Source organism: Roseibium sp. ROS1 (assembly GCF_054658215.1).
On sequence record NZ_BAAGIG010000004.1, the window covers coordinates 450,162 to 475,968 of the forward strand.

Consider the following 25,807-nt stretch of genomic DNA (forward strand, 5'->3'; position numbering starts at 1 on the left):
CGGACTTTAGAACGGCCCCATGGCGATTTGTAAATGGGGCTTGGCCGGTTCGCCGTTGTCACCGCAAACAATCAGCGGGGACAACGGCCTGCGCAGGTGACAGGCAGGCACCACAAGGTTGGCAAGATCAGGATTTGTTGCCGTCCATGATCTTCTGCAGTTCCGGCAGGAAGACGTCGTAATAGCTTTCGGGGCTCAGCGGACCGATGAACTTGTACCGGATCGTGCCTTCGCCATCGACGACGAAGGTTTCCGGCACACCGTAGACACCCCATTCGATCGCTGTGCGGCCACCGGTATCAGCGCCGACGCGCTGATACGGATTGCCAAGACTGCCCAGGAAGCGGCGCGCGTTTTCCGGCTTGTCCTTGTAGTTGATACCGAGAAGCTGGATGCCCTCGACCTTTGCCAGCTCTTCCAGAAGCGGGTGCTCCTGGCGGCAGGGCACGCACCAGGATGCAAACACATTGACGACGGAAACCTTGTCGATGAGATCCTGACGGGAAAACCCGGCAACGGCGGTGTCACCATCGGTGAGGCCTTCAACCGGCGGCAGGTCGAATTCCGGCGCCGGCTTGTTGATCAGCGCAGAGGGAATTTTCTGCGGATCGCCGCCGAGGGTCAGCTGAAACAGGAACAGGGCGGCGAGCGCTGCGAACACCACCAAGGGCAGCAGCACCAGAACCGGGAAACCACGTTTGGCAGTCTGCTGCCCGTGTCGGCCGGCACCAGTATCGTGGGACGTCATGAGCTTGCTTTTCCTTCACCGGCCGGCCGGGCGCGGGAAATGCCCCGGGCTGCCAGGTCCTTGAGGGCTTTTTCCTGTTGGGCCTTGTCGATGCGCACCCAGGCGATCAGTCCGATGACCGTGAAGAGGCAAAGGCCGTAGGACGCCCAGATGAAGCCAGCGTGTGGGCCTAGATCCATGAGAATTACTCCGCAGGCTGAGCCGTGGCTGCCGCAGTGCCCGGCTGGGCAGCGCTGGCTGCGCGCAGGCGCAGGGCACGCACGCGGCGGCGCAGGATCTCGTTACGCATTGCCATCAGATGCAACACGAAGAACAGCAGCGTAAAGGCGATCGCCATGACCAGCAGCGGCCAGAGAATGTCCGGATGAATGGTCGGGCCGTCCATGCGCATGACGCTTGCCGGCTGGTGAAGCGTATTCCACCAGTCGACCGAAAACTTGATGATCGGCAGGTTCAGCGCGCCGACGAGCGTCAGCACGGCTGCCGCCTTGCCGGCCTTGATCGGATCTTCCATCGTCCGCCAGAGCGTCATCAGGCCGAGATACATGATCAGGAGGACCAGGACCGACGTCAGTCGCGCGTCCCAGACCCAATAGGTGCCCCACATAGGCTTGCCCCAGAGCGAACCGGTCACGAGTGCCATGAAGGTGAAGGCCGCGCCGATGGGGGCCGCGCTCTTGGCGGAAACATCCGCCAGCGGGTGTTTCCACACAAGGGTGCCAAGTGAGGACAGCGCCATCACGGAATAGCACATCATGCTGAGCCAGGCGGCCGGCACGTGGATATACATGATCCGCACGGTGTCGCCCTGCTGATAGTCTTCAGGCGCAACGAAGAAGCTCATGTAGAGCCCGGCGGCGAACGCAATGACGCACAAGCCGATAAGCCAGGGCAGAACCACCTGGACCAGCCTCAAAAATCGCGTCGGATTTGCATAATCCCAAATTGCCATGGAACCGTTCTAATCTAGAGCGTTGTCCGCTTCAATGGACGAGTATGCCGCAGGGTGCATTGCGCGGTGTCAAATTGCCGTCAATCTCCTGCAAACCTGAGCGCCGCGGCAGCGGCAAGCGGGCCGATCACCGCCGCAATCAGCGACAGCGAACACAGGATCAGGAATGGCGTCAGAAACGGCACGGGATCATGAATAGCGGCATCCGCGGCACTGACGCCGAAAATCAGCACGGGAATAGCCAGCGGTATCACCAGCACGGCCAGCAGAAGACCGCCTCGGCGCAACGAGACAGTGAGGGCCGCACCGATGGCGCCGATCAGCGTCAGGGCCGGTGTGCCGACCAGCAGCGTGAGCGTGACGGCTCCCGTGGCGACGGGGTCGAGATTGAGAAAGATGCCCAGCAGAGGTGCGGCGATCACCAGCGGCAGGCCCGTTGCGACCCAGTGCGCCAGGCACTTGATCAGCACAAGCAGTTCCAGCGACCGTCCGGCCATCAGCATCAGGTCCAGCGTGCCGTCCTCCCGATCAGCCTGAAACAGCCTGTCCAGTCCGAGGAGTGTCGCCAGAAGTGCACCGATCCACAAGATGGCAGGACCAATGCGGGAAAGCAGGTTCAGATCCGGACCGACGCCGAAGGGAATGACGGTGACAACGGCCAGGAAGAACAGCACACCGACAAGCGCGCTGCCGCCGACGCGCACAGACAGCCGAAGATCCCGCCGAAACAGCACAACAGCCCAGGAACTCATGCGGGCAGATCCTCCTCGTGCAGCGAAACGGGTTCAGCGGTGCGCAGATGCAGGATCTTGGTATTGGCAAGGGCCAGATCGGTGTGGGTAGCAGTTATGATCATGCCGCCGGCGGTCAGATGTCCGTTCATCAGGTCCAGAAGCTGGCCTTCCGATGCCTTGTCCAGCGCCGACGTCGGCTCATCCATCAGCCAGATCGGCCGGGGCGTGACCAGAAGCCGGGCAAGGGCCAGGCGCCTCGTCTGACCGGCGGAGAGAAATCCTGCCGGCAGGTCTGTCGTGTGGCTTATGCCGAGGAGATCAAGCGCTTCCTCGGGAGACATTGCCGTTGCGCCAAAGACGGATGCCGAAACCGGTGAGGTGAAGCCTTGCCAGAACGTCAGGTTCTCCAGCACGGAAAGCGCTGCCTTGACTGCGTTCTGATGGCCGAAATAATGGGCGTGTTCAGCTGGCGACCGGTCGGCTTCTCCCTGTTCCAGCCGAAGCGTGCCGCCAGCCAGCGCGACTAGACCTGCCAGCGTCCGCAGCAGCGACGACTTGCCGATGCCGTTCGCGCCCGTCACGACCAGCGCCGTGCCGGAGGGAAGATCAAAGGACAGGTCCTGAAACACCCGGCGTCCGCCGCGATCGATGGTCAGGTTTTCGGCAATCAGTCTCAGGGGAATGCTCCGGCGGCAGGTTGGGTTGAACCTTGTTAGTTGGCCGCACTGTTATGATGCAAGGAAAATTCCCCGCCTTGTCTTTGCTCAAAGACAAAACACCCGAGGCTTGCCCCGGGTGCTCTGGTGTCCGGACCCGCTTGCCGGACAATTTCAAAAAGCAGCGGGGTTTGCCCGCGTTGCTGGGCGATCAGTCGAACACAGATGCGATCTGGTCAACGCTGACGCCTTCCTTGATTTCACGCAGGCGCGCATAAATCAGTGCGACAAGGATACTCAGGAAACCTGCGCCGACTGTGGAAATGGCAGCGAACAGGATGATGCCGATGACCATGCCGATGCTGCCGGCCGAGGCCACGAGGCCGACGACGAACAGAGCGACGATGTTGATGATGGTGGCACAGATGATGGCCAGTACCAGCGCACCCAGGATCGGCCAGCGGTATTCCTTGGTAAGATACTTGCTGCGGCCAAGACCGCCGAAGCCGGCGCGTTCGATCACCACGGCCGGTGCCATGACGGCGAATACCGCATAGACCCAGAGGCCAGGAACGACCAGCAGGACCAGGCCGATACCAACCAGGATCGAGACGACGATCGAGAGAATCGCCAGCGGCACGACAGCACTCAGGGCCGGACCGAAGTAACGGCCAAGCTGTACCGGGCGCGACAGCTTCGCGTCATAGGCAAGCTGCACCAGAAGTGCGGTGGTGATGGAATAGACCACCATGCTGACGAGGATCGACAGCACGTTGGCAACAGCGCTGCCGGGGCCGGTGAACTCCTGCGGCTGGATGCCGAGTGCGGCGCCGAAGCCGACCAGCAGGCCGGAAATCAGGAAGCCGATCAGGTTCGGCACGAAGCCGACGATGACGACCTGAATGAAATGCTTGAGGAGGATCGAGAAGCTCTCGCCGATGATGGAGCCAACGCCAAGGGAGGCCGTGGGCTGGCTTAGGGTCGTGTCGGTCATTCAATTGCTCCGTAAAACTTCCAATAGTTTTTTCAAAAGTGGTTATCTAATTCCAGCCCACATACCAACGAACGCTGCCCGCCAAACGGGAGGAGCGACGATCATCCGCCTGAAGCCGTGGACTGTCCGAAAACCGGTAGATCCCGATCGCATGAGCATCTTGCCCGCCCTCTGCTGAAGACAGTCACTCTTGCGATTTTTCACCATAAATCCTTCTGCAGCAGGTCACAAGCCGGGCCTTGCGCGGAAGTTCAACCCTCCTGACACTCACTCGAAGACATCGGCGACCTGGTCAACGCTGATACCTTCCTTGATTTCGCGCAGTCGCGCGTAAACCAACGTGGCAAGAATTGCCAACGGTCCGCTTGCCAGCGCGTTGGTTGCGGCAAAGACGGGCAGGGCCCAGACGTAACTTCCCTCACGGGCGAGAAGCTCCACTGGAAAGGCGCCGGCAATCGTGACGGCCAGCGAGCAAAGCCAGACCGGCAGCAGTGCGCCGGCAATCTGCCAACGATAGGTTTTCGTCAGCGCCCAGCTGCGGCTCATGCCGCTGAAGCCAATCCGTTCAATGACGACAGCGGGGGCCAGAACCGAGAAGACCGAACATCCCCACAGGGCGACAAAAGGAAGAACCGCAAGCGCCGTGATGGAAATCAGGGTCGTATTCACGAAGATTGCAATGAAGACCAGCGGCAGCGCAATGCACACGAAGATGACGACCAACAACCCGTTTTGCAGGCAGATCGGTGCGCTGGCCTTGAGGGCCGGCAGCAAATAGCGGGCAATCGAGACCGGGCGGTTCAACCGGGCATCATAGGTCAGCTGGGCGAGAAAGGCCGCAGTCACGGCAAAAACGATCACATCGACAAAGGCCGTCGCAAGGTCGACGAGGCCGGCCAGGTCGCTGGTGTCGTCCGTTTCCAAATTGAGCGCGGCATCGACGCCGACAAGCGATCCAGCCAGCAGAGCGCCCAGGAGGCTGACTACAAAACCGATCGCAAGGACCGGCACAAGATTCCGGATCGTGATGGAAAAACTGCTTCCTATCAGCGCGCCGATCCCAAGTGACTGCCGGACATGGCGCCCCTGCGGCCCCCCGGACTGGCCAACCCGATCAAGGAAATAGGCTCTGAGGCTATGATTGTCCTGTTTCTGCAATCTGGCTGATCCACTTGATGACTGGAGCCGGAGAGGGCGAAAGGTCTATTTTTCCTCGCCGGATTGGGCGTAGTGCTTGTTTTCCCGCTTGTCGCCGAACAGCTGGCGTTGCTCGAGATGTTCCCGCTGGGCGTTGTAGAACGCCTGCAGGAACGGCAAACGATCCACCGGAGGCACCGGAGCGGCATAGCCGATCTTCTTGCGGATCTTTTCCACGATGGCTTCCAGGGTGGCGTTCCGCTGGTGGGCAGCTTCGGCTCCGGACGGTGTATTCTGGCCACGCAGCAGCGTTTCCAGTGTCTGCAGTTCGAAGGCGCCGTAGTGGTCGAGCTGATGGGACAGGAAGACGAATTTCTTGCGTGCTGTCCCGGTCGCGACCGTCTCGCTGGCCAGATCCTTCAAAAGCACCGGCACCGGCAGGTGGATGACATGGGTGCCTGCCATCATGTCGCCAAGCCGGCGCCGGTAGCGGTTGAACAGGGGGATCATCAGCGACATGGCAACCCAGGCAAAAGCGGCGAGCGAGGCAAGCGGCGTTGCCGAATCCAGCGTCAGCAGAAGCGTCCCGGGCAGGAAGATCTCCGCCTCCTTCATCAGGTTGCGCAGGACAAGCGCGCGGGCGGTCAGTGGTCCGCCGTCATGGGAAACCACCTTGATCTTCATCAGCCGTTTGCCGAGGGTCTGGCCGTTCCAGGCCAGTTCGGCCAGCACATAGTAGGGAACCCGGATCAGGAAGAACAGCAGGGCGGCGATGGCCATCAGTGTCTGCGGTGTCGTAAGGTTGATCAGAGCGAGCAGGATCACCAGGCAGGTCGCGGCAATCGCGGTCAGGGTGATATCGATGAGCTGGGCAGAAAAGCGCACCCCAACACCCGCGATGGGCAGCGTCAGTGCAACGCCCTCCGGCGGCACAAGCGTTGAAGCCGGTGGCCGGTCGGTCTTGGTTCGTTTCCAGAAACGCATTCTCATCGCCGGCTCCGGCCTCCCAACAGGAACCAGGACAGCCAGAGCGCACCGATCCCCCAACCGATGATCAACCGGGCGTCAAGACTTTGCACCAGTTGCCGGCCGAAGCCTTCCAGAAGTGCGGCTGCCACCAGCATGATGGCTGCGACAATCGCCAGTTTCACGGCATCGCGACCGGCTTCGCGCAAGGCAACGCTGCGCGATCTGTCACCCGGAAAAAGCACTGCGGCCCCCAGTTGCAACCCGCCGCCGCAGGCAATGCAGATGGCAGAGATCTCGGTGACGCCATGGATCGATAGCCAGCCGACGAGATCGAGACCCAGGCCCCGGTCGACGTGAAGGGCGAGGAAGGCACCGAGCGATAGGCCGTTATAGAATGTCAGCAAGACGGCAGGGGCGCAGGCAAAGACACCAAGACCGAAAACGAAGATCGCGATGCGGGTGTTGTGGGAAAACAGATAGGTCGCGAAGGCACCGAGCCCGCTTGCCTGGTCGGTGCCGTAGATGACCGAGCGCAGGGATTCCGTGGTCGCGTCCGGCCCACGGTTGCCGGCAAGTTCGGCCGGCATCATCACGTAGAACCAGTCGTTGTTCTCGAAATAGAGCAGATAACCCGTGAGGGCTCCGAGCGCCATGCACAGGAACCCGATCAGAATGTAGAACCAGGACCGGCGCATCGCCCGAGGCGCGCCTTCCCTCAGGAAATGCTCCAGCAGGCCCCCAAGCCGTTCCTGCGGGGCATAGACGCACAGATATGCACGGGCCGTGAGCGCTTCCAGATAGCCGAGCAGGGCCTTGTCGAGCGAGATTTCGCGGGCAATCGCGAGCGAGGTCGTCGCCTGCCGGTAAAGAGAGGCAAGATCTCGGGTCTCCGCGAATTCCATATGCTGAAGGCCCTGGCCTTCGGCCTTGCGAACCAGGGTTTCCAGCCTCTGCCAGTCGGCTTCCCGCTCCTTTCGGAACCGGGCGGAGCGCATCAGATCCTGTGTGTCCATCAGATCAGCTCCCGGGCCTTGATTTCAAGATAGGCGGAAATCAGCCGCGCGGTCACGGCATTCGGTTTGGCGTCGACGATGGTAACGCCCATTCGGGACAGTTTTTCGAACACCAGGCGGCGTTCATTGAGTGCCTGGTTGGCGGCGACAAGCGTGGCTGCGCCATCGAGATCTCCCGGCGCTGTTTCCACCAGCTTCTCAAGGTCGGGATCGCGGATTGCGACGAAAATCAGCAGGTGCCGCTTGGCCAGGATGCCGATGTTTTCCACCAGCAATTCGGCCGATGTGGTGTCGACGAAATCAGTGAAGATGATCAGCAGGCTGCGTTTGGGCGTCCGGGCGTTCAATTCGGTGAGCGCGAGGGTGTGGTTGGTTTCGCGGCTGACATAGGAAAGCTCCGCCGTCCAGCTGCGCAGCCGTGCAAACGCCGTCCTGCCCGGAGCGGGTGCGGAGAAGGTGCGCGGTTTGACGTCGTAGGAATAATAGCCGACCAGATCACCGCCAATGGCAGCCGCCCAGGCGGTCGCCAGCGCTGCGGTCACGGCGTGGTCGATCTTCGGCAGGCCGCCGATCTCCTCGCGCATCAGATAGCCGTTGTCGAGTGCGACAATGACATGGTGATTGCGCTCGGCGCGCAATTCCTTGGCGACCAGAGATCGCCGTCGGGCCGACCGCTTCCAGTCGATCGTCTTGATGTCCATGCCCTGGACGAAATCCCGCAGTTGCTGGAATTCCGATCCTTCACCGACAGCGCGGTTTTCCTTCACGCCGTAAAGCGTCGAAAGAACGGTGGTGGTGATCTGCCCGGACTGGACCATGCGGATGTTCGGGACCACGCGGATTTCTGCCCCGACGGCCAGTTTCGGCACGAACTCCAGCAGTTTGAGACGCGAGTGCCAGGAAAGCCAGAGACGGTCCACGCGCCAGACGCCGCGCCGGATCGCCCGGCAGGCAACCTCCGCCCGCGAGCTGCCGTCCGCTGCCGGGGCAAACGCGAACTCCGCGTCGCCGCCGAGGCCTTCCGGCCAGTCCAGTTTCGCTCGCAGGGCCAAGGGCGCCTGGGCAAGTTCCAGTTGAAGCTTTGCCGTCTCGCCGACAAATACCTCCGCCGGAGCCTCGAACGTCAGGTTCTGCGGTCGCCGGAGTGACATGGCCATGTCGATGACGACCAGAAGCACGAGCACGATCCAGGGAACCGCGCCGATTTCACGCGCAGCGCCCCCGGTGACAACCGTGATCACCGAGATGGCCAGAGCCAATGCGCCAAAGGCGAGCAGTCGTTTGGACGGCCGGATCAGCGGGGAGCCTCGATCTGGTTGAGGATGTTTTCCAGGACCTGCGCCGGGCTGCGGCCTTCGATTTCCGCCGCCGGGCCGAGAACGATCCTGTGACGGAGGGCCGGCACGAAGAGGCGTTTGACGTCGTCGGGAATGGCGTAATCGCGTCCGTTGAGCGCCGCCGTTGCCCGTGCCGCACTTGCCAGCGCGTCGGCCGCGCGGGTCGAGGCACCGAAGGCGATTTCGGAACTTTGGCGGGTCGCGCGGATCAGGCGCAGGATATAGGCAAGGATGTCATCCTTCAGGATGATGCTGTCAACCAGCGCCCTTGTTTCCTCAAGGGTGGTGGAATCGAGCACCTTGGACAGCGTGGCGGTTTCCATGCCGGCTTCCAGCGGCTTGTCCGCGTGCTGGCGCAGGATCGCCATCTCGATGTCTTCGGGCGGGAAGTCGATCACCAGCTTGAACAGGAACCGGTCGAGCTGGGCTTCCGGCAGGGGATAGGTGCCCTGCTGCTCGATGGGGTTCTGCGTTGCCACGACAATGAATTCCCGTCCGAGGGAATGATCCGTGCCGTCAATGCTGACCATGCGTTCGCTCATGGCCTGCAGCAGGGCGGCCTGGGTCTTGGGCGGGGCGCGGTTGATTTCGTCGGCCAGCAGCACTTGCGAGAATACGGGTCCCTTGGTCAGCACGAAGGCGTTGGTGCGGAAATCGAAGATCGAGGTGCCGAGCACGTCGCCGGGCATCAGGTCCGGCGTGAACTGGATACGGCCGAAATCGAGTGCCAGAGCCGCCGAGAAACTGCGGGCAAGCAGCGTCTTGGCGGTGCCGGGAGGGCCTTCCAGCAGCACGTGGCCGCGGGCAAACAAGGCGATCAGCAACAGATCGATGATGTCGTCCTGACCGAGTACGGTCCGGCCGATCTCCGTCCGCAAGGCATCGGTCCGTTCGCGCAGCGCTTCAAGCGTCATGGGTTATTTGCTCCAATACCTGTTCCAATTGGTCGATTTGCTGGATGGCTTCCGTGGCCGGAAGCCGGGCAGGCAGTTTTCGTATGTCGGCCAGGATCGCGCGCAGGCGCGGTGCAAGGGCCGGATGCCGGCGTTCGGTGTAGGTCAGGAAGGCGTCTTCCCCGGCATAGTGGCGGGCATGGGCCGGACCGAACAGCGCAGAGGCCGTCGCCGAAATACGGGCGGTCGCATATTCGCGAATGAGAGCGCCATCCTGCCCGGATAGCCGCATCAGCCTTGCGCGCGCCTGGACCGCCAGATCCTTGCCGGCGCCAGGTCCCGCCTCTTCATCGCGGATGGGGCCGTAGCGGATGAAGCTGCGCCAGAGCGCCAGCCCCAGCAACAGTGCTGTGCCGAGCCACAGGGTCAGGAAGGGCGGTCCGAAGAAACGGAGCAGATCTTCCCAGGTGCGCTCGCGCTTGGGTTCGCTCACGGGATCGCGCAGCCAAGAGGAGCGGCTGTAGTCGATGACGATATTCCGGTTGCCGGCCTTTTCGGTCAGGACATCAAGGGCAATGCCGGCATTGTTGCCCAATCGCAGGCCGTGGTTGTTGATCAGGTCCGGATCGGACAGCACCAGAATGCGCTCCTGCTCACCGTCACCGGCATTGGCGAGCGGGCAATCAGCCAGCAGCATTGCGCCGGTGTCACCGACGATCGGGCGGCAGGCCTCGTTGGCGAAGGTCTGGGCGGCATAGACCTCCGCCCGCAAGGGCTCGCCTTGCTGTGACTGGTACCGGAAGTCGGAGAAGGGCCGACTTGCAGCGGCAATTTTCGTGCCGCTGGTGCCGGTCACCTTGTTGACGATTGTCTGAAGACGGTCCGCCTCAACCTTCAGGAAAGGGTGGGCAAGGCCGGTCAGGCGCATGCCGCTACGCCATTTCGGCAGCACAAGCAGGGTTGGAACGCGCTCGGCCTTTTCCAGGACGACGGCGGTCGCCAGATCGTATTCGTCCTGCTGCAGCAGCAGTTCTTCCTTGGTACGGGGGTTGCTGCGTTCGCTGTCCGGCAGCGTATCGTAAAGCGGTACCACAAGCAGGCCGACCGCTGTCTGGTCCATCAGCCAGCCGCCGGCAAAATTCTGCGCACTGGCCCCATTTGTCGCCAGCCAGACCTGCAGGCCGTCCAGCCCGGCGGGCGAGCGGCGCAAGACCTGTTGGCGCTGGGACAGGATGTACCAGCCGGCAATCAGAACCGCGACGCAGATCAGTGCGATGACGGCGGTTTCAAGGCTCGGGCCCTTCGGCCGCGTATTTGCAGCGCTCTCGCTCATGCCGCCTCCGGACCCAGCAGGTAGCGACAGTTTGCAACGTGGTCGTTGAACTCGTCTTCGCTGACGTTCCTGCCGCCGAATTGCACCCGTTCGGCCATGGTTACGAGCTTGCGCAGCAGTTCCCTCGCCTGGCTTTCGGGCAACTGGCGCAAGGCGTCGCGTGCCGTCCAGCTGCGCTGCATCAGGATGCCGTTGGCTGCAATGGCGGTGGCCAGCACCTTTTGCGTCAGCAGCACAAGGGCCCTCTGCCGGTCTTCCATGCGCAGGATCTCGTCAAGCGGGGCGAGCTTTTCCGCCCAGATCGGGGCCTGTCCGCGGATCCGGGGGCGGGTGCTGTCGGGGTTGCCGGCCTCCCGGCCTAGCGACACCGTGAACCGTCCACCGAAGCGCAGGAAGAAATAGGCAACGGCAACAAGGATGCCCCCTACGATCAGGCCCGGAATCCAGCGGTTGTCGATGGTCGGGTCTGCCTGATCCGCCGCAGGTTTCGGCGGCTCCTGGGTGGTGTCCAGTTTGGGTGGCGGTGCGGAGGGGTCGAAATAGGCCACGTCCGTATCGATCCCGCGCAGACGGATTGCACGCAGGTACTCCGTGCCCGAGTCGCCGATTTCAAGCGGTTCCTGAACGGCTTCTTGTGCATATGAGGGGAGCAAAGTCCCTGAAAGGATCAATAAAAAACAGACGATCAAAAATCGGCGCATGACGGGTTTATTAGCGGCTCGGTCTGAGCTTCGCAACCGACAGCTGCTGCCAGAGTTCCGTTAGGATCTCGCTCCCCGTTTTTGCTCAGGGCATTCACTGCCCGATCCGCTCCAGATGCTCGCCGAAATAGAGCATGTTCCCGTCCGGGTCCCTTGCACCGAATTCGCGCATGTCCCAGGGCCGGTCGGTGATCGCCTCCGCGATATCGGCGCCCGCTTCTGTCACCGAGGTGTAATAGCCGTCGATCCCGGCCACGAAGCAGTAGGCCGTCGCCGGATGCCGTCCGGCCCCGGCCGACAGATGCAATTCGACATGGTCCCGGCACAAAATGGCATAGCGGACGGGCTCGGCCTCCGTATCCGCCCATTCGAACCGGCTCTCGAACAGGAGCCTGTTCCGGTAATAGGCGACGGCGGCCTTCAGGTCGGAAACCGGAAAGACCGGAGCGATATTGGAGAGATGCGGTGGTTTGGTATCTGGCATGAGGAAACCTCCGGAACTGCCTGAGGTTGAGCCTGACGGACTTTTCCACCAGTGGCAAATAACAAAAGCGCCCTGCAGGGTCCGTGGCTGGGCGACTAACTCTCGGCTGGTCATTCCGGACGGTCTGCAGCGCAGCTGCATGGCCCGATCCGGAATCCAGTGAATCAGCGTGAGCGAAAGCGAGCGCAAACTCAAACAAGCATCCGACACTTAAAAAAAGACGCGCCTGCGGCGCGAAGCATGCGCTGGGTTCCGGATCAGCGCGCAGCTTCGCTGCACTTGTCCGGAATGACCCACCGGGGGGTATCCAAAAAAAAACGGGCCCCTCAGGGCCCGCTTCGATCTCACCTGACTTGAAAAGCCGACCCTCAGCTCGTCACGAGGTTCCTGAGCACGTAGTGCAGGATGCCGCCGGCCTTGATGTATTCCAGCTCGTCCAGCGTATCGACACGGCACAGGCATTCGATGGTCTTGGTGGTGCCGTCCTCATAGGTGACTTCCACGTCCATCATCTGGCGTGGCTGGATGTCGGCGATGCCCTTGATGGTCACGCGTTCCTTGCCGGTGATGTTATGCGACTGCCAGCTTTCGCCTTCCTTGAAGGTGAGCGGGATGACGCCCATGCCGACCAGGTTGGAGCGGTGGATACGCTCGAAGGACTGAGCGATGACCGCACGCACGCCAAGGAGGTTGGTGCCCTTCGCGGCCCAGTCACGGGACGAGCCCGTGCCGTATTCCTTGCCGGCGAAAATGACCAGCGGAACACCTGCTTCCTTGTATTCCATGCAGGCGTCGTAGATCCATTCCTTCTTGCCGTCCTTCATGGTAACGCCGCCTTCGACACCCGGAACCATCTGGTTCTTGATGCGGATGTTGGCAAAGGTGCCGCGCATCATGACTTCATGGTTGCCCCGGCGCGAGCCGTAGGAGTTGAAGTCCTTCTGGGCAACCTGATGCTCGGACAGGTATTTGCCGGCCGGGCTGTCCAGCTTGATCGAGCCGGCCGGTGAAATGTGGTCGGTGGTGATCGAATCCAGGAACAGGCCCATGACCGCCGCATTCTCGATGTCCTGAAGCGGCTTCGGCTCCATGGTCATGCCTTCGAAGTAGGGCGGGTTCTGGACGTAGGTCGAGGACACCGGCCAGGAGTAGGTCAGGCCGCCTTCCACCTTGATGCCCTGCCAGTGCTCGTCGCCCTTGAAGACGTCGGAATAGCGGGTGCGGAACATCTCCTCGTTGATCGAGGCGCGGATGAGGTCGGTGATCTCTTCCGTGGTTGGCCAGATGTCCTTCAGGTAGACCGGGTTGCCGTCCTGATCCTCGCCGAGGGGATCCTCGGTGATGTTGATGTTCAGGTTGCCGGCAAGGGCATAGGCGACCACCAGCGGCGGCGAGGCCAGGTAGTTGGCGCGCACGTCCGGATTGACGCGACCTTCGAAGTTGCGATTGCCGGACAGCACCGAGCAGGCAATCAGGTCGTTGTCGTTGACTGCCTTGGAGATCGCCGGGTCCAGCGGACCGGAGTTGCCGATACAGGTGGTGCAGCCGTAGCCGGCCAGCGTGAAGCCGAGCGCGTCGAGATCGTCCTGAACGCCGGCCTTTTCGAGGTAGTCGGTCACGACCTGGGACCCGGGCGCCAGGGAGGTTTTCACCCATGGCTTCACCTTCAGGCCCTTCTTCAGCGCGTTGCGGGCCACGAGGCCGGCGCCGATCAGAACGGACGGGTTGGAGGTGTTGGTGCAGGACGTGATGGCAGCGATCACAACGTCGCCGTTGCCGATGTCGTAGTCCTTGCCTTCAACGGCAACGCGCTTGGACAGCTCGCCCGCCTTCTTGAATTCGTCCGTCATGGTCTTGGCGAAACCGGCTGCGGCATCGGCAAGATTGATACGGTCCTGCGGACGCTTCGGTCCGGAAATCGACGGAACGACGGTGGAAATGTCGAGTTCCAGCGTGTCGGTGAAGACCGGCTCCTCGCCGCCGGAGCGGTACATGCCTTGTGCCTTGGAGTATTCGGCAACTAGGGCGACGCGGTCCTTGTCGCGGCCGGTGGCTTCCAGGTACTTCAGGGTTTCCTTGTCGACCGGGAAGAAGCCGCAGGTCGCGCCATATTCCGGCGCCATATTGGCAATGGTGGCCGCATCTTCCAGCGACAGGTTGTCGAGGCCGGGGCCATAGAACTCGACGAATTTGCCGACGACGCCCTTCTGGCGCAGCATTTCCACGACGCGCAGCACGAGGTCGGTCGCGGTGATGCCCTCGTTCAGCTTGCCGGTCAGCTTGAAGCCGACGACTTCCGGGATCAGCATGGAGATCGGCTGGCCGAGCATGGCGGCTTCCGCCTCGATGCCGCCGACGCCCCAGCCCAGAACCGCCAGGCCGTTGACCATGGTGGTGTGGCTGTCGGTGCCGACCAGCGTGTCGGGATAGGCGACGGTTTCACCGTCCTCGTCCCTGGTCCAGACGGTCTGGGCCAGATACTCCAGGTTCACCTGGTGGCAGATGCCGGTTCCCGGGGGGACGGCACGGAAATTGTTGAAGGCGGACTGGCCCCAGCGCAGGAACTCGTAGCGCTCGCGGTTGCGCTCGTATTCCAGTTCGACGTTCTGCCTGAAGGCGTCCTTGGTGCCGAAATAGTCGATCATCACCGAGTGGTCGATGACAAGGTCGACCGGAACCAGCGGGTTGACCTTCTCCGGGTCGCCGCCGAGCTTCACGGCAGCATCGCGCATGGCGGCAAGGTCGACCACGGCCGGAACACCGGTGAAGTCCTGCATCAGCACGCGGGCCGGGCGATAGGAGATCTCGTGATCGGACTTGCGGGTCTTCAGCCATTCGGCGCAGGCAAGGATATCTGCCTTGGTCACCGTGCGGCCGTCTTCGAAGCGCAGCAGGTTCTCAAGCACCACCTTCAGCGAGAACGGCAGCCTGGAAACACCTTCGAGGCCGTTCTTCTCCGCTTCGGGAATGGAAAAATAGGTGTAGGTCTTGCCGCCGGCGGTCAGTGTTTTCTTACACTTGAAGCTGTCGAGGGACTGGGTCACGACGCGCGATCTCCTTTATTGTCCAAAAGGCCCGGGCCGTGTGTGCACCGGTGCCTGGCATACTCTCTCAAGGCTCCGGAAACGGAGCTGCAGCGCTCTGTCATCCGGCATCCTTCCGCGCGGATACGATGAGAGCCTCTCCCTCAGTCGCCGCCGCAAATTGATGCGCCGCACCTATAGCAATCTTTGGCTACGACCACCAGACACGACGCCGTCGCCGTTGTCGAGACTTCGGTTGAAGTTTCAGCCTCTTGAAACGGCGTCGTCCGGAAATCGAAGCCAGAAAACACCTTCGGAAATTCGAAAATGCGATCTTGGGTGCATGCAGATGCGCCAACCGGTATATAGACATCATTTATTGGATGGGAAGATATTGCATACCATTGTATACTGAATTAAAACGCCGCTCAGCTAGCCTGTCCCGGCCCGCCAGACCTCACGGCGATCCGGAAGCCAGGCTTCAAACAACACCAGGACGCCGGGATCATCATGAGCTTGTATGAAGACTACCTGAAAGAGATCGAAACGCGCAAAGGCCAGGGTCTGCATCCCAAGCCCATCGAAGACGCTGCTCTCGTTGAAGAGATCGTTGCGCAGATCAAGGATACCGGTAATCAGCACCGGCAAGAGTCGCTCAAGTTCTTCATCTACAACACGCTGCCGGGCACCACGAGCGCTGCCGGCGCGAAGGCGAAGTTCCTGAAGGAAATCATCCTCGGCACGTCTGTTGTTGATGAGATCACCCCGGCGTTTGCCTTCGAGCTTCTGTCCCACATGAAGGGAGGCCCTTCCGTCGAGGTTCTGCTGGACCTGGCTCTTGGCGACGATGCCCAGATCGCCAGGGATGCGGCTGAAGTCCTGAAGACGCAGGTTTTCCTCTACGATGCCGATACGGACCGGTTGAAGGCCGCCTATGAGGCCGGCAACGAAATCGCCAAGGACGTTCTGGAAAGCTACGCTCAGGCCGAGTTCTTCACCAAGCTTCCGGACATCGACGAGGAAATAAAGGTCGTCACCTATGTCGCCGCCGAAGGCGACATTTCCACCGACCTTCTGTCCCCCGGCAACCAGGCGCATTCGCGTTCCGACCGCGAGCTGCACGGCAAGTGCATGATCTCCGAAGCGGCCCAGAAGGAAATCGAGGCGCTCAAGCTGCAGCATCCGGGCAAGCGCGTCATGCTGATTGCCGAAAAGGGCACCATGGGTGTGGGGTCGTCCCGCATGTCCGGCGTCAACAACGTCGCCCTGTGGACCGGCAAACAAGCCAGCCCCTATGTTCCGTTCGTGAACATTGCCCCGGTCGTTGCCGGCACCAACGGCATTTCACCGATCTTCCTGACCACCGTCGGCGTGACCGGCGGCATCGGCATTGACCTGAAAAACTGGGTCAAGAAGCTGGACGAAAACGGCAAGCCGATCCTGAACAATGACGACAGCCCGGTTCTGGAACAGAAGTATTCCGTCGAGACCGGCACGGTGCTGACCATCAACACCAAGACCAAGAAGCTCTACAACGACGCCGGTGACGAAGAACTGGCCGATGTCGCTTCCGCGCTGACCCCGCAGAAGGTCGAGTTCATGAAGGCTGGTGGTTCCTACGCCATCGTCTTCGGCAAGAAGCTGCAGAGCTTTGCCGCAGAAACCCTCGGCATCGAGACGCCGCCGGTGTTCGCACCCAACAAGGAAGTGTCGCACGAAGGCCAGGGCCTGACGGCGGTCGAGAAGATCTTCAACCGGAACGCTGTCGGCGTTGCGGAAGGGAAGGTGCTGCATGCCGGTTCCGACGTTCGTGTGAAGGTCAACATCGTCGGCTCGCAGGACACGACCGGCCTGATGACTTCCCAGGAACTGGAAGCCATGGCGGCAACGGTGATCGCACCGACCGTCGACGGCGCCTACCAGTCCGGCTGTCACACGGCTTCGGTCTGGGATCTGAAGGCACAGGCCAACATTCCGAAGCTGATGAGCTTCATGAACAAGTTCGGCCTCATCACCGCACGCGATCCCAAGGACGTCTATCACCCGCTGACGGACGTGATCCACAAGGTGCTGAACGACATTACCGTCGACGACTGGGCAATCATCATCGGCGGCGACAGCCATACCCGCATGTCCAAGGGCGTTGCCTTCGGCGCGGATTCGGGCACGGTTGCGCTGGCGCTGGCCACGGGCGAAGCAACCATGCCGATCCCGGAATCGGTGAAAGTGACCTTCAAGGGCACCATGAAGGATCATATGGACTTCCGTGACGTCGTTCATGCCACCCAGGCACAGATGCTGAAGCAGTTCGGCGACAACGTCTTCCAGGGTCGCATCATCGAAGTGCACATTGGCACGCTGCTCGCCGACCAGGCGTTCACCTTCACCGACTGGACCGCGGAAATGAAGGCCAAGGCCTCCATCTGCATCTCCAACGACGACACCCTGATCGAATCCCTGGAAATCGCCAAGAGCCGTATCCAGATCATGATCGACAAGGGCATGGACAACGCCAACAAGGTTCTGCAGGGCCTGATCGACAAGGCAGACAAGCGCATTGCCGAAATCCGCTCCGGCGCGAAGCCGGCCCTGACGCCGGACGACAGCGCGAAGTATTTCGCGGAAGTCGTGGTGGATCTGGACCTGATCGACGAGCCGATGATCGCCGACCCGGACGTGAACAACGAGGATGTCTCCAAGCGTTACACCCACGACACGATCCGCCCGGTTTCCTATTATCGCGGCGAGAAGAAGGTCGATCTGGGTTTCGTCGGTTCGTGCATGGTGCACAAGGGCGACATGAAGATCGTCGCCCAGATGCTCAAGAACCTCGAAAAGACCAACGAGAAAGTCGAGTTCAAGGCACCGCTCGTGGTGGCTGCGCCGACCTACAACATCATCGACGAGCTGAAGGAAGAAGGCGACTGGAGCATTCTGCAGAAATACTCCGGTTTCGAATTCGACGACAACTCGCCGAAGAACACCGCCCGCACCGAATACGAGAACATTCTCTACCTTGAGCGTCCGGGCTGTAACCTTTGCATGGGCAACCAGGAAAAGGCCGCCAAGGGCGACACGGTTCTGGCAACCTCCACGCGTCTCTTCAAGGGCCGCGTCGTGGAAGATTCCTCCGACAAGAAGGGTGAGTCCCTGCTGGCCTCGACGCCGGTCGTGGTTCTGTCGGCCATCCTCGGCCGCACGCCGAGCCTCGACGAGTACAAGGCAGCTGTCGAAGGGATCGATCTGACCAAGTTCGCTCCGCCGAACCAGAAGCCGCTCGACGCACGGTCGGTTCATTTCTAAGAGCAAGCTGCGTTCATTCAGAACACAGACGCAATCTGGGGCCGCCCGATCGATGCCGATCGGGCGGCCCTGCTGCATTTGAGGGTCAGGACGGGACGTTGAAGCCAACGAGGTGATTGTTTGGCGGCAGGAAAAAGTGTTCCATGGGAATGGCCGGTGATTTTGGCCAATTTCTTAAATTCATTTCCATGGGGGCTTTCATGAAATACCGCGTGCCCGCAGTTCTTTTTCTTCTTGCCGGCTCTATACAGAGCGCACTGGCTGACCCGTGTCAGGATCGTTTCACGGAACTCTATCTGCAACTCGATCAGACGACGCCGACCAAGACCCAGGTGACCACCGCCTTCAAGGGCGCGCCGCCGACCACCAATGACTTTTTCTACCTGTCGCAGGATCACTATCTGACCGTGCCGACCTCACCGGAAGGCCCGTGGGTGCTTGGCTACGGCAACGTGCTCTATCAATCCGCGGACCAGGGGTCGACCTGGGAAAAGATCCGCGAGATGGACACCGGACAGAACGCGGATCAGGCACGTGCCGACAAGGAAACGAACGCAGCCACAATCCGCAACGCGGCCTGTGGTGAGGAGGAGCTGGAGGGTGAGGCCGTGGAGGTGGTCGCAGCGGATATTACCGTCAGCCAGGGCATGGTCACGGAAAACCGCTACACCTACTATGTCCGCCGCAGTGACGATTTCATCGTCAAGGCGATCTACGACAGCAAGGCCCCGTCTTTCGAGATGGTGACCACCCAGGTGATCGAAAAAGCCCCTGGCCTGAACCTGCCGGTGCCGGAGTAAGGCAGCCAGCCAGGCGGAAGGATCGCGGGGCGGACGGCGGGTGTACCGATTGCGCGGTCTCTTGCGCGGAACAACAGGTGTTTCTGGTAAGCGGATGGCAAGCGAGGCTCGCCCCACCCTCAGATGTCATCCCGGGCTTGACCCGGGATCCAATCCCCATCACGGCGAGCTCGGAAATCTCTATTGCGTTCAGGCAGTCGCTTTGAGCCTTGGGCAAGTCTTGAGGCTCTGGAAATGAGTGGGCCCCGGATCAAGCCCGGGGTGACACTTCCGGGTGGGGTGCGGCCTGGCGTTGATCGATGGTTCCGATTTCCTGCCCAAACCTTGGGATCATCGTATCCGCGAAGGCAGTCCGTTTGCCTTAGCCGCGTCCGCGATAGGGGGCAACGCCCTGGTCGGGGATCCAGACGCCGTCCGGAGCTGGGCCGGTCTGGTAGAAGACGTCGATCGGGATGCCGCCGCGCGGATACCAATAGCCGCCGATGCGAAGCCACTCGGGATCGAGGAGGTCGACCAGGCGCTTGCCTATGGAAACCGTGCAGTCCTCGTGGAAGGCGCCGTGGTTGCGGAAGGAGCCGAGGAACAGTTTCAGCGACTTGCTCTCGACCAGGAAATCACGCGGCACATAGTCGATCACCAGATGAGCGAAGTCCGGCGCGCCGGTGATCGGGCACAGCGAGGTGAATTCCGGGGCGACGAAGCGGACCATGTAGCCTGTGCCAGCCTGCGGGTTCGGCACTTTTTCCAGAACCGCCTTGTCGGGATCGTCGGGAAGTTCGGTGGAAGACCCGAGCTGGGTCAGGTTCTCGTAGATGCTCTTGTCGGACATGACTGTCTCCTGATTTTGAGCCCGTTCCGGGGACACGCTTTTGCGCTGTCGGTGGGTGGGATTCGTGTTCCTGAATGAACTCGCAAAGACCCAAAATTGGGCTTTCGCTTCCCTGTGCCCTGATCCTGAGGAGGACCGTCAGGTCCGTCTCGAAGGATGGGTCGCTCGTTCTGTGCGTGCCGCCCATCCTTCGAGACGCCGCTGGAGCAGCTCCTCAGGATGAGGGAGCAGTTTTGAAAAGCTTCCTCTCCGTTGTCATCCCGGACGAAGATCCGGGATCGGAGAGGCGAAGGCCTGTCGATTCTGCTCGCGACACCGTTGTCTTCCCGGTCCCGGCTCGCGCTACGCTCGGCCGGGATGACGCCGGAGAGGCCGGTTCCTAAACCCCGCGCAAATTGCCCCAGATCATCGTGTGAAGCTGCGGCAGGACGGTGGCTGCATACCATCTGTCGGAGGTAACCCGGTCCACAAGCCAGCGCATGCGCTCCATGATGCCGGCCATGTCGATGGTGGCGTCGGTGTCGGCTGCCGCCGGCGGGGTGTGGTTGCCCGGCTGCAGGAAGCAGCTGAGATGCGGGTAGCGGTCTGAGACGTCCCGTGCGAAGGCATAGTCCGCCTCGTCGAAGACAACGACCTTCAGGACGGTCTGCGTCTCAGGCCCTGCGGCCTCGACGCATTCCGCCAGGCGCTGCCAGTCGGTGACCATGCCCGAGGAAGGCGGTTTCGGGCTCAGCGTCAGGACGTCGAGATCGGCAAACCAGTCCTTGGCGAGGCTGCCCTGCGTTTCCAGCGCGAAACGGTAGCCCTCTTTCCGGCCGAGCTCGATCAGGCCTCCAAGCGGCTGGATCGCCGGATTGCCACCGGAAAGCGACACTGTCAGCGGATTGCCGCCGGACAGGATCTCCACCTGCATCAGGATGGCTTCCGGCGTCATCGGGCACCATTCGTCCCGATGGGCGCTGTCGACCGCATGCAGCGTGTCGCACCAGGAGCAGCGGTAATCGCAGCCGCCGGTGCGCACGAACACGGTGGGTTGGCCAATCAGGGCGCCTTCGCCCTGAATGGTGGGGCCAAATATTTCGCTGACCCGGATCTGTTCGATACTCATGCCGCACGCGCCCCCGGATAGACGAGGGGACGGAATTCGGCGCAGGTCTTCGGCGTTTCCTTCACGCGAACGGCCGAGGTTTCCGGCCAGCGCTGGCGGCACCAGTTGTAGAAATAGCGCGCCATGGTCTCGGCGGTCACGCAATCATCGCCCAGCACGTCATTCAGGTGCCGGTGGTCGAGCGTGTCGTCGATGAAGCGCTTGAATTCGGACAGTTCGCGGTAATCGCGCACGAAGCCGATGCCGTTCAGCTCTTCCGACATCAGCTCCACCTCGACCACATAGTTGTGGCCATGCAGGCGGGCGCAGGGGTGGTCTTCTCCCAGGCCAAGGATCTGGTGGCTGGCGGAGAAGTGGAATTCCTTGGTGATCCTAAACATTGCACGCCTCCTTCCAGAACGCTTCGTCTGCGTAGACCGTCGGGTCGATGCCGCCGGCCAGGTGAAAGGCTTCGCGCCGTTCCACGCAGGTGCCGCAGCGCCCGCAGTGAACCTCGCCGCCCTTGTAGCAGGACCATGTCTTGCGATAGTCGACGCCAAGCCTCAGTCCCTCGGCGGCGATGTCCGCCTTGGAGGTGTGGACGTAAGGCGTGAAGAGGCTGATCTCGCCCATGCCTTCCAGCGCATGGCGCTGCATGGTCTCGAAGCTTTCGGTGAAGGCCGGACGGCAGTCCGGATAGATGAAGTGGTCGCCGCCGTGGACGGCGGTCGCGACCGCTTCGGCACCGCGCGCGCTGGCAATGCCGAAGGCAATGGAAAGCATGATCGCGTTGCGGTTCGGCACAACGGTGATCTTCATGGTTTCCTCGGCATAATGCCCGTCCGGTACGTCCAGATCGTCGGTCAGCGCCGAGCCGGTCAGCTGGCGGCCGATATTGGAAATGTCGATCAGGATATGCTCGGTGTTCAGCTCATCGGCACAGGCCTTCGCGTAGTCCAGCTCCTTCTTGTGGCGCTGGCCATAGTCGAAAGATACGAGGCCGATCAGCTCGTGTTCCCGCGCAACCTTGTGCGCAAGGGTGACGGAATCCATTCCGCCGGAACAGATGACAAGTGTTTTCAACGATGTGGTCCCTTGTTTTCGCTGGCACCGGGTAGGCTGCGACCGGTGGTTCCCTTTTGGGGAACGGCGCGCGTTTTAGCAGGTTTTCGCGAAAAGGGAAGGGTGGGTCTCTACTGCAATAGCAAGTCGTGTATTGCGATTATCAAGAAGTCGAAGTTTCACTTGCCTCAAGACTTTTTCTTTTCCGAAGCAAAAGAATGTTGTTAGCATAATCACATGAGAGATTTAGACAGAATGTAGGCAAAAGATGCGATTCAGGAATATTGATAATTGGAAAGATCCAGAAAGTTTAAAAGGGTTGTTGTATTTTGCTCAGCGTATAGAGGAGCTTACATTCACATATACTATCGATAGTTATCGAGCTCCAACCATGAATCCACCATCTTTGGTTGCTGAGTGCTTGGATGAGTTAAGTATTTTAAAATCTTTAAATAAATCTACAGCATCTATTGAGCACATGCTTGACGAGCTCGAATCTCGATTGAGAAATAATGTAATCGTGCGTGAGATGTTGCAACTCAGGCTAAATTATCACTTGAGATATGATCGAAGTTCTCTTGAAGATATTGAAAAGAAGTTACGATTGCTAGAGAAGGAAATTTCTCAAAGGGAATATATATTTAAATGTTTCGAACTTTCTCAGAAATTTTGCTTACAAAATGAGCTTAAAAATATTGAATTTGTTGCGAAGGAGGTGGTTACCTCGTTGAGAAACTTTGGCGTAAGTATGGAACATATTAATCATTCGGTTGTTTCAAAATTTTTTAAAGGAAATAAAGTCGACAGCTGTGAAATATTGAATGATTTTTTTGTTGAGATTTTTCCTCATCATCATAATTTTACTGTGTGTTTTATCATAGATACCCCGGCTGTAGTTATGTCGAAAGAAGTTTTCGGAATCTATGACTTAAAGCTCCTAAAAAAGAAGCCGCAAATATTCAAGTCAAACGGATCGGGCAATAATATTAGAAATCTTAAAGGGACAGAAAATTATCTACTAGCAGAAAAAGTGTTCGCTCCTGATAAATACTCAGCAATTCAGGAGGCTAAAGGTTATATTCAAAAAGTACATGATTTGTTTGCAATATTTCATCACAAAGATACTTATCGAATCGATGATATTGCTCACACTATCCAGGCTTGTTGCGATAACGAGATTGGAAAAGTGAAGGTGAACGTCAATGCAATGCAGAATACGATTGATAATAAGCCAGAAGATGCTGCTAAAAAATTAGAAAAGTTCATTAGAGTCCTGCAGTTGGCGCGAGGTGAGGAGGCTGATAAATTTTTTAGAGTAATTGGTTTTCATGGTTTAGGCGGACAAACTAGCAGCACGGAAACTCAGATAGTAAATGTTTGGACCGCTTTGGAAACTATGCTTCCTTCACGGCCTAATAAGACTATTGTTGACTCTGTCGTTTCTGGTTCATTGCCAGTTATTGGATTAAATTACATAAATAGGCTATTCCGTACACTTTCATTTGATTTTTTCAGGTGGGATCGCAGGGCGCTTTCTAATTGTCTTCAGAATATATCGGCTCCTGATGATGCAAATCTTGTTGAAAAGGTGTTTTGCCTAGTGATCTTGAAGGAGAACGAACCTTCTTTAGCAAAGCTATTTTCAGACTTGAAGAATTTCGAATTGTTAAGGAACCGAGCTTATAACCTGCATGAGATTTTTAAGACGCCGAATTCTTGTCTTAACTTTATTGAGCAGCATCAGAAAAGAGTGGCGTGGCAAATACACCGTATTTATCGTGCAAGGAACGAGATTGTTCATAGTGGAGCAAACCCGCCAAACGCGGTGAATTTGCTATCAAATGCCCACGATTATTTTGATCAAGTTTTTGAAATAATTGGATCTTTGTGTAGCGGAGAGTCTGGTTATGATAATTATGTCGATGCATTTAACTTCGCCGAAGTTCTTTATGAGCAATACATTTCGGACATAAAGGCACTAGATATTTTTGAGGTGCGGACTGCAGGTCGAGTGATTTGGACACCGCCTAATTATCGTGCAAAAAACATTTGGACCAATCTTAATAATAAAGTGAAATGAAATTTCTATAGATGTGATGAAAATCATCACGCCCAGATCGCCATCCTCAGGCCGCGCTCATCGCGGCGGAAGTCCTTCGGAAACGGTTCCGCTTCTCCCCGAAAGATCCGCTCGGCAATCAGGCTGTTGGCGGCGGCGTCCAGAAGGTCGTCGCGTCCGCAGCCGCGCGGGGGCTTCTGGTCGAGAAACTCTCCGGGCAACCCCTTGGAGACGAGAAGGTCCCGCCGCTGGTCGAGGCCTGCCGAGTTGGCGCGGCTCTTGACCTTCTTGGGCAGGCTCATTTCCGCTCCGCCGTTGAGGCGCCAGAAGGCAAGTTCCGGGTGCACCTCATGGACGCGTGTCTCCAGCTCCGGTGTCATCAGGGCGTCGATTTCCCGCATTTTCGGGAACAGGAAGAAACACTGCTTGGAGACTTTTTTCGGCGGGTCGGACGTGGCGAGTGCCGTGTTGCAGGCCTTCAGGTAATCGTCTTCATAAACCGCGAGGCGGGCGGGCACGGTAAACACCGAGGATTGGCGCATGCCCAGGTGTTTGCGGGCGGCCTTCTCCGGGCCGCGGCCGCCGGGGCCGATGCGATCCGGCAAGCCTATGGGCATGTCGACAGCGACAATGGCAAGATGCGGGGTGTGTCCGACAATATCCGCGAAGGTCGGAAAGACGATCAGATCCAGATCGGCGGGGTCTTCCAGATTGCGGATGACCGCAACCCAACCGGCCTTGCAGCCGTCGACGCCGGCAACCCTTGTGCCTGCCCCGTCAGGCACGGGCCTTTGCTTCCAGAACCCGGCGCGAGGTGACGAGGGCCATTGCCTTCACCACGGAGTTCTGCTCCTCGGCAAACAGCAATTCGTCCGCGCCCTTGCGCACGCTGCGGGCAACCAGCTCAAAAACGGAGGCCGACGCACGTTTCAGCGCTTCCTCGTCGTTTTGACCGGCCAGAAGGTTGGACAGGAACAGGCCCGCGATCAGGTCTCCGGTGCCGTGCGGTGGATTCGCGATGGAAGCATGTTCGGCGGCAACGGCGCCACGCGGGCCTGCCAGAAGGTTGGCAATGGCATTGCGGCGCAGGGCTGGCGAGGAGGTCACCATCACTCGCTCGTTGCCGAGAACCCGGGCGGCGGCGAGAGCCTGCATTTCGCTGTCGATCTCGCGGCCCGTCAGCCAGCCGAGTTCAAAGGCGTTGGGCGTGACGACATCGGCCAGGGGCACCAGCTGGTCCCGGATTGCCTCGGCCGTTGCCGTGGGCACATAAAGGTTGCCGCTGCCGTCGTGCTGGTCGCCCATGACCGGATCGCACAGGTATGGCGCATCCGGATTGTGGGTCTTGACCGCCTTCACAAGTGACGCGATGGCGGCCGCCTGTTCCGGATTGCCGAGATAGCCGGAAATCACCGCGCCGACTTCGGCCAGTTTCGGGGATGCCGCAAGATCCTCAACAATGGCAGTGAAATCTGCTGCAGGGGCGACGATGCGAGTGCCCTTGCCCTGTCCCGGATGCCAGGGCAGCAGGATGGTCGGCAGAAACCAGACATCGTGGCCGATCCGTTCAAGTGCGAAGGTCAGACCGCGACCGCTGATACCGCCACGGACCACCTGGGAGGTGATCACCAGAACCGGCTTTTTCTGTGGCTCGGGAGCGCCCGGCTGCATCATGGGATGGTGTTCCTTCCGG

Annotated in this window: 24 protein-coding genes; 3 read left to right on the forward strand and 21 right to left on the reverse strand. The window is 59.8% G+C overall.

What is annotated here, in order from left to right; translation table 11 throughout:
- Nucleotides 1-127: 127 nt before the first annotated feature.
- The 15 genes from ACYQ6M_RS24895 to acnA all read right to left on the reverse strand — a co-directional run bounded on the left by ACYQ6M_RS24895 (nucleotide 128) and on the right by acnA (nucleotide 14,995).
- Entirely contained in the window at nucleotides 128-748 is a 621-nt protein-coding gene (locus tag ACYQ6M_RS24895) for a DsbE family thiol:disulfide interchange protein (RefSeq protein WP_460076207.1), read from the reverse strand.
- Nucleotides 745-927 carry a heme exporter protein CcmD gene (ccmD, locus tag ACYQ6M_RS24900; protein WP_023002742.1) on the reverse strand — a complete coding sequence of 61 codons (183 nt, stop codon included), beginning with the start codon at nucleotides 925-927 and terminating at the stop codon, nucleotides 745-747. Before ccmD ends, ACYQ6M_RS24895 begins: the two co-directional genes overlap by 4 nt.
- A 5-nt stretch (nucleotides 928-932) precedes the next feature.
- On the reverse strand, nucleotides 933-1,700 hold the full coding sequence (locus ACYQ6M_RS24905; RefSeq protein WP_023002743.1) for a heme ABC transporter permease: 768 nt from the start codon (nucleotides 1,698-1,700) through the stop codon (nucleotides 933-935).
- Between the two features lie 80 nt (nucleotides 1,701-1,780).
- Nucleotides 1,781-2,452, reverse strand: a complete 672-nt coding sequence (gene ccmB / locus ACYQ6M_RS24910; RefSeq protein WP_023002744.1) for a heme exporter protein CcmB — start codon at nucleotides 2,450-2,452, stop codon at nucleotides 1,781-1,783.
- Nucleotides 2,449-3,111, reverse strand: a complete 663-nt coding sequence (gene ccmA / locus ACYQ6M_RS24915; RefSeq protein ID WP_460076452.1) for a heme ABC exporter ATP-binding protein CcmA — start codon at nucleotides 3,109-3,111, stop codon at nucleotides 2,449-2,451. The genes ccmB and ccmA overlap by 4 nt, the downstream gene beginning before the upstream one ends.
- A 190-nt stretch (nucleotides 3,112-3,301) precedes the next feature.
- On the reverse strand, nucleotides 3,302-4,084 hold the full coding sequence (locus tag ACYQ6M_RS24920; RefSeq protein ID WP_023002746.1) for a hypothetical protein: 783 nt from the start codon (nucleotides 4,082-4,084) through the stop codon (nucleotides 3,302-3,304).
- Between the two features lie 267 nt (nucleotides 4,085-4,351).
- Nucleotides 4,352-5,242, reverse strand: coding sequence for a hypothetical protein (locus tag ACYQ6M_RS24925; RefSeq protein ID WP_460076211.1), 891 nt, complete (start codon nucleotides 5,240-5,242; stop codon nucleotides 4,352-4,354).
- A 45-nt stretch (nucleotides 5,243-5,287) separates the two neighbouring features.
- Complete coding sequence (locus tag ACYQ6M_RS24930; protein ID WP_460076213.1) at nucleotides 5,288-6,205, reverse strand: RDD family protein; 918 nt, start codon at nucleotides 6,203-6,205, stop codon at nucleotides 5,288-5,290.
- 2 nt (nucleotides 6,206-6,207) lie between these two features.
- Nucleotides 6,208-7,203, reverse strand: coding sequence for a stage II sporulation protein M (locus ACYQ6M_RS24935; protein WP_023002749.1), 996 nt, complete (start codon nucleotides 7,201-7,203; stop codon nucleotides 6,208-6,210).
- Nucleotides 7,203-8,444, reverse strand: a complete 1,242-nt coding sequence (locus tag ACYQ6M_RS24940) for a DUF58 domain-containing protein (RefSeq protein WP_460076215.1) — start codon at nucleotides 8,442-8,444, stop codon at nucleotides 7,203-7,205. Before ACYQ6M_RS24940 ends, ACYQ6M_RS24935 begins: the two co-directional genes overlap by 1 nt.
- A gap of 53 nt (nucleotides 8,445-8,497) precedes the next feature.
- Nucleotides 8,498-9,454 carry an AAA family ATPase gene (locus tag ACYQ6M_RS24945; protein WP_023002751.1) on the reverse strand — a complete coding sequence of 319 codons (957 nt, stop codon included), beginning with the start codon at nucleotides 9,452-9,454 and terminating at the stop codon, nucleotides 8,498-8,500.
- Complete coding sequence (locus tag ACYQ6M_RS24950) at nucleotides 9,444-10,766, reverse strand: hypothetical protein (RefSeq protein WP_460076217.1); 1,323 nt, start codon at nucleotides 10,764-10,766, stop codon at nucleotides 9,444-9,446. The genes ACYQ6M_RS24945 and ACYQ6M_RS24950 overlap by 11 nt, the downstream gene beginning before the upstream one ends.
- Nucleotides 10,763-11,419, reverse strand: coding sequence for a DUF4129 domain-containing protein (locus tag ACYQ6M_RS24955; RefSeq protein ID WP_062486494.1), 657 nt, complete (start codon nucleotides 11,417-11,419; stop codon nucleotides 10,763-10,765). Before ACYQ6M_RS24955 ends, ACYQ6M_RS24950 begins: the two co-directional genes overlap by 4 nt.
- A gap of 142 nt (nucleotides 11,420-11,561) precedes the next feature.
- Complete coding sequence (locus tag ACYQ6M_RS24960) at nucleotides 11,562-11,951, reverse strand: bleomycin resistance protein (protein ID WP_460076220.1); 390 nt, start codon at nucleotides 11,949-11,951, stop codon at nucleotides 11,562-11,564.
- A gap of 368 nt (nucleotides 11,952-12,319) precedes the next feature.
- A complete protein-coding gene (gene acnA / locus ACYQ6M_RS24965) occupies nucleotides 12,320-14,995 on the reverse strand; it encodes an aconitate hydratase AcnA (RefSeq protein WP_023002755.1) in 2,676 nt (891 codons plus the stop codon).
- Nucleotides 14,996-15,484: 489 nt separating this feature from the next.
- On the opposite strand from acnA, the gene ACYQ6M_RS24970 reads away from it, so the two are divergent.
- Nucleotides 15,485-18,277: a bifunctional aconitate hydratase 2/2-methylisocitrate dehydratase gene (locus tag ACYQ6M_RS24970; protein ID WP_460076223.1), complete on the forward strand. Its 2,793-nt coding sequence runs from the start codon at nucleotides 15,485-15,487 to the stop codon at nucleotides 18,275-18,277.
- A gap of 200 nt (nucleotides 18,278-18,477) precedes the next feature.
- Nucleotides 18,478-19,077 carry a hypothetical protein gene (locus tag ACYQ6M_RS24975; protein ID WP_460076225.1) on the forward strand — a complete coding sequence of 200 codons (600 nt, stop codon included), beginning with the start codon at nucleotides 18,478-18,480 and terminating at the stop codon, nucleotides 19,075-19,077.
- A 361-nt stretch (nucleotides 19,078-19,438) separates the two neighbouring features.
- Here ACYQ6M_RS24975 and queF read toward each other — a convergent pair whose 3' ends face one another.
- The 4 genes from queF to queC form a co-directional block, all read right to left on the reverse strand.
- Nucleotides 19,439-19,906, reverse strand: coding sequence for a preQ(1) synthase (queF, locus tag ACYQ6M_RS24980; protein ID WP_006937960.1), 468 nt, complete (start codon nucleotides 19,904-19,906; stop codon nucleotides 19,439-19,441).
- Between the two features lie 379 nt (nucleotides 19,907-20,285).
- Nucleotides 20,286-21,014 carry a 7-carboxy-7-deazaguanine synthase QueE gene (queE, locus tag ACYQ6M_RS24985; RefSeq protein WP_152509195.1) on the reverse strand — a complete coding sequence of 243 codons (729 nt, stop codon included), beginning with the start codon at nucleotides 21,012-21,014 and terminating at the stop codon, nucleotides 20,286-20,288.
- Nucleotides 21,011-21,394 (reverse strand): 6-carboxytetrahydropterin synthase QueD, encoded by a 384-nt coding sequence (queD, locus tag ACYQ6M_RS24990; RefSeq protein ID WP_023002759.1) that lies wholly within the window; start codon nucleotides 21,392-21,394, stop codon nucleotides 21,011-21,013. Before queD ends, queE begins: the two co-directional genes overlap by 4 nt.
- Nucleotides 21,387-22,076 carry a 7-cyano-7-deazaguanine synthase QueC gene (queC, locus tag ACYQ6M_RS24995; RefSeq protein ID WP_077291507.1) on the reverse strand — a complete coding sequence of 230 codons (690 nt, stop codon included), beginning with the start codon at nucleotides 22,074-22,076 and terminating at the stop codon, nucleotides 21,387-21,389. The genes queD and queC overlap by 8 nt, the downstream gene beginning before the upstream one ends.
- 247 nt (nucleotides 22,077-22,323) lie before the next feature.
- Between queC and ACYQ6M_RS25000 the strand changes: the two genes are divergently transcribed.
- On the forward strand, nucleotides 22,324-24,135 hold the full coding sequence (locus tag ACYQ6M_RS25000) for a hypothetical protein (protein ID WP_460076229.1): 1,812 nt from the start codon (nucleotides 22,324-22,326) through the stop codon (nucleotides 24,133-24,135).
- 26 nt (nucleotides 24,136-24,161) lie between these two features.
- Here the strand turns inward: ACYQ6M_RS25000 and ACYQ6M_RS25005 are convergent, their stop codons facing one another.
- Nucleotides 24,162-24,899, reverse strand: a complete 738-nt coding sequence (locus tag ACYQ6M_RS25005) for a DUF429 domain-containing protein (RefSeq protein ID WP_460076231.1) — start codon at nucleotides 24,897-24,899, stop codon at nucleotides 24,162-24,164.
- The gene (gene pdxY, locus ACYQ6M_RS25010; RefSeq protein WP_460076234.1) at nucleotides 24,892-25,788 is read right to left on the reverse strand and encodes a pyridoxal kinase; all 897 of its coding nucleotides are present in this window, start codon (nucleotides 25,786-25,788) and stop codon (nucleotides 24,892-24,894) included. The genes ACYQ6M_RS25005 and pdxY overlap by 8 nt, the downstream gene beginning before the upstream one ends.
- Between the last annotated feature and the right edge of the window lie 19 nt (nucleotides 25,789-25,807).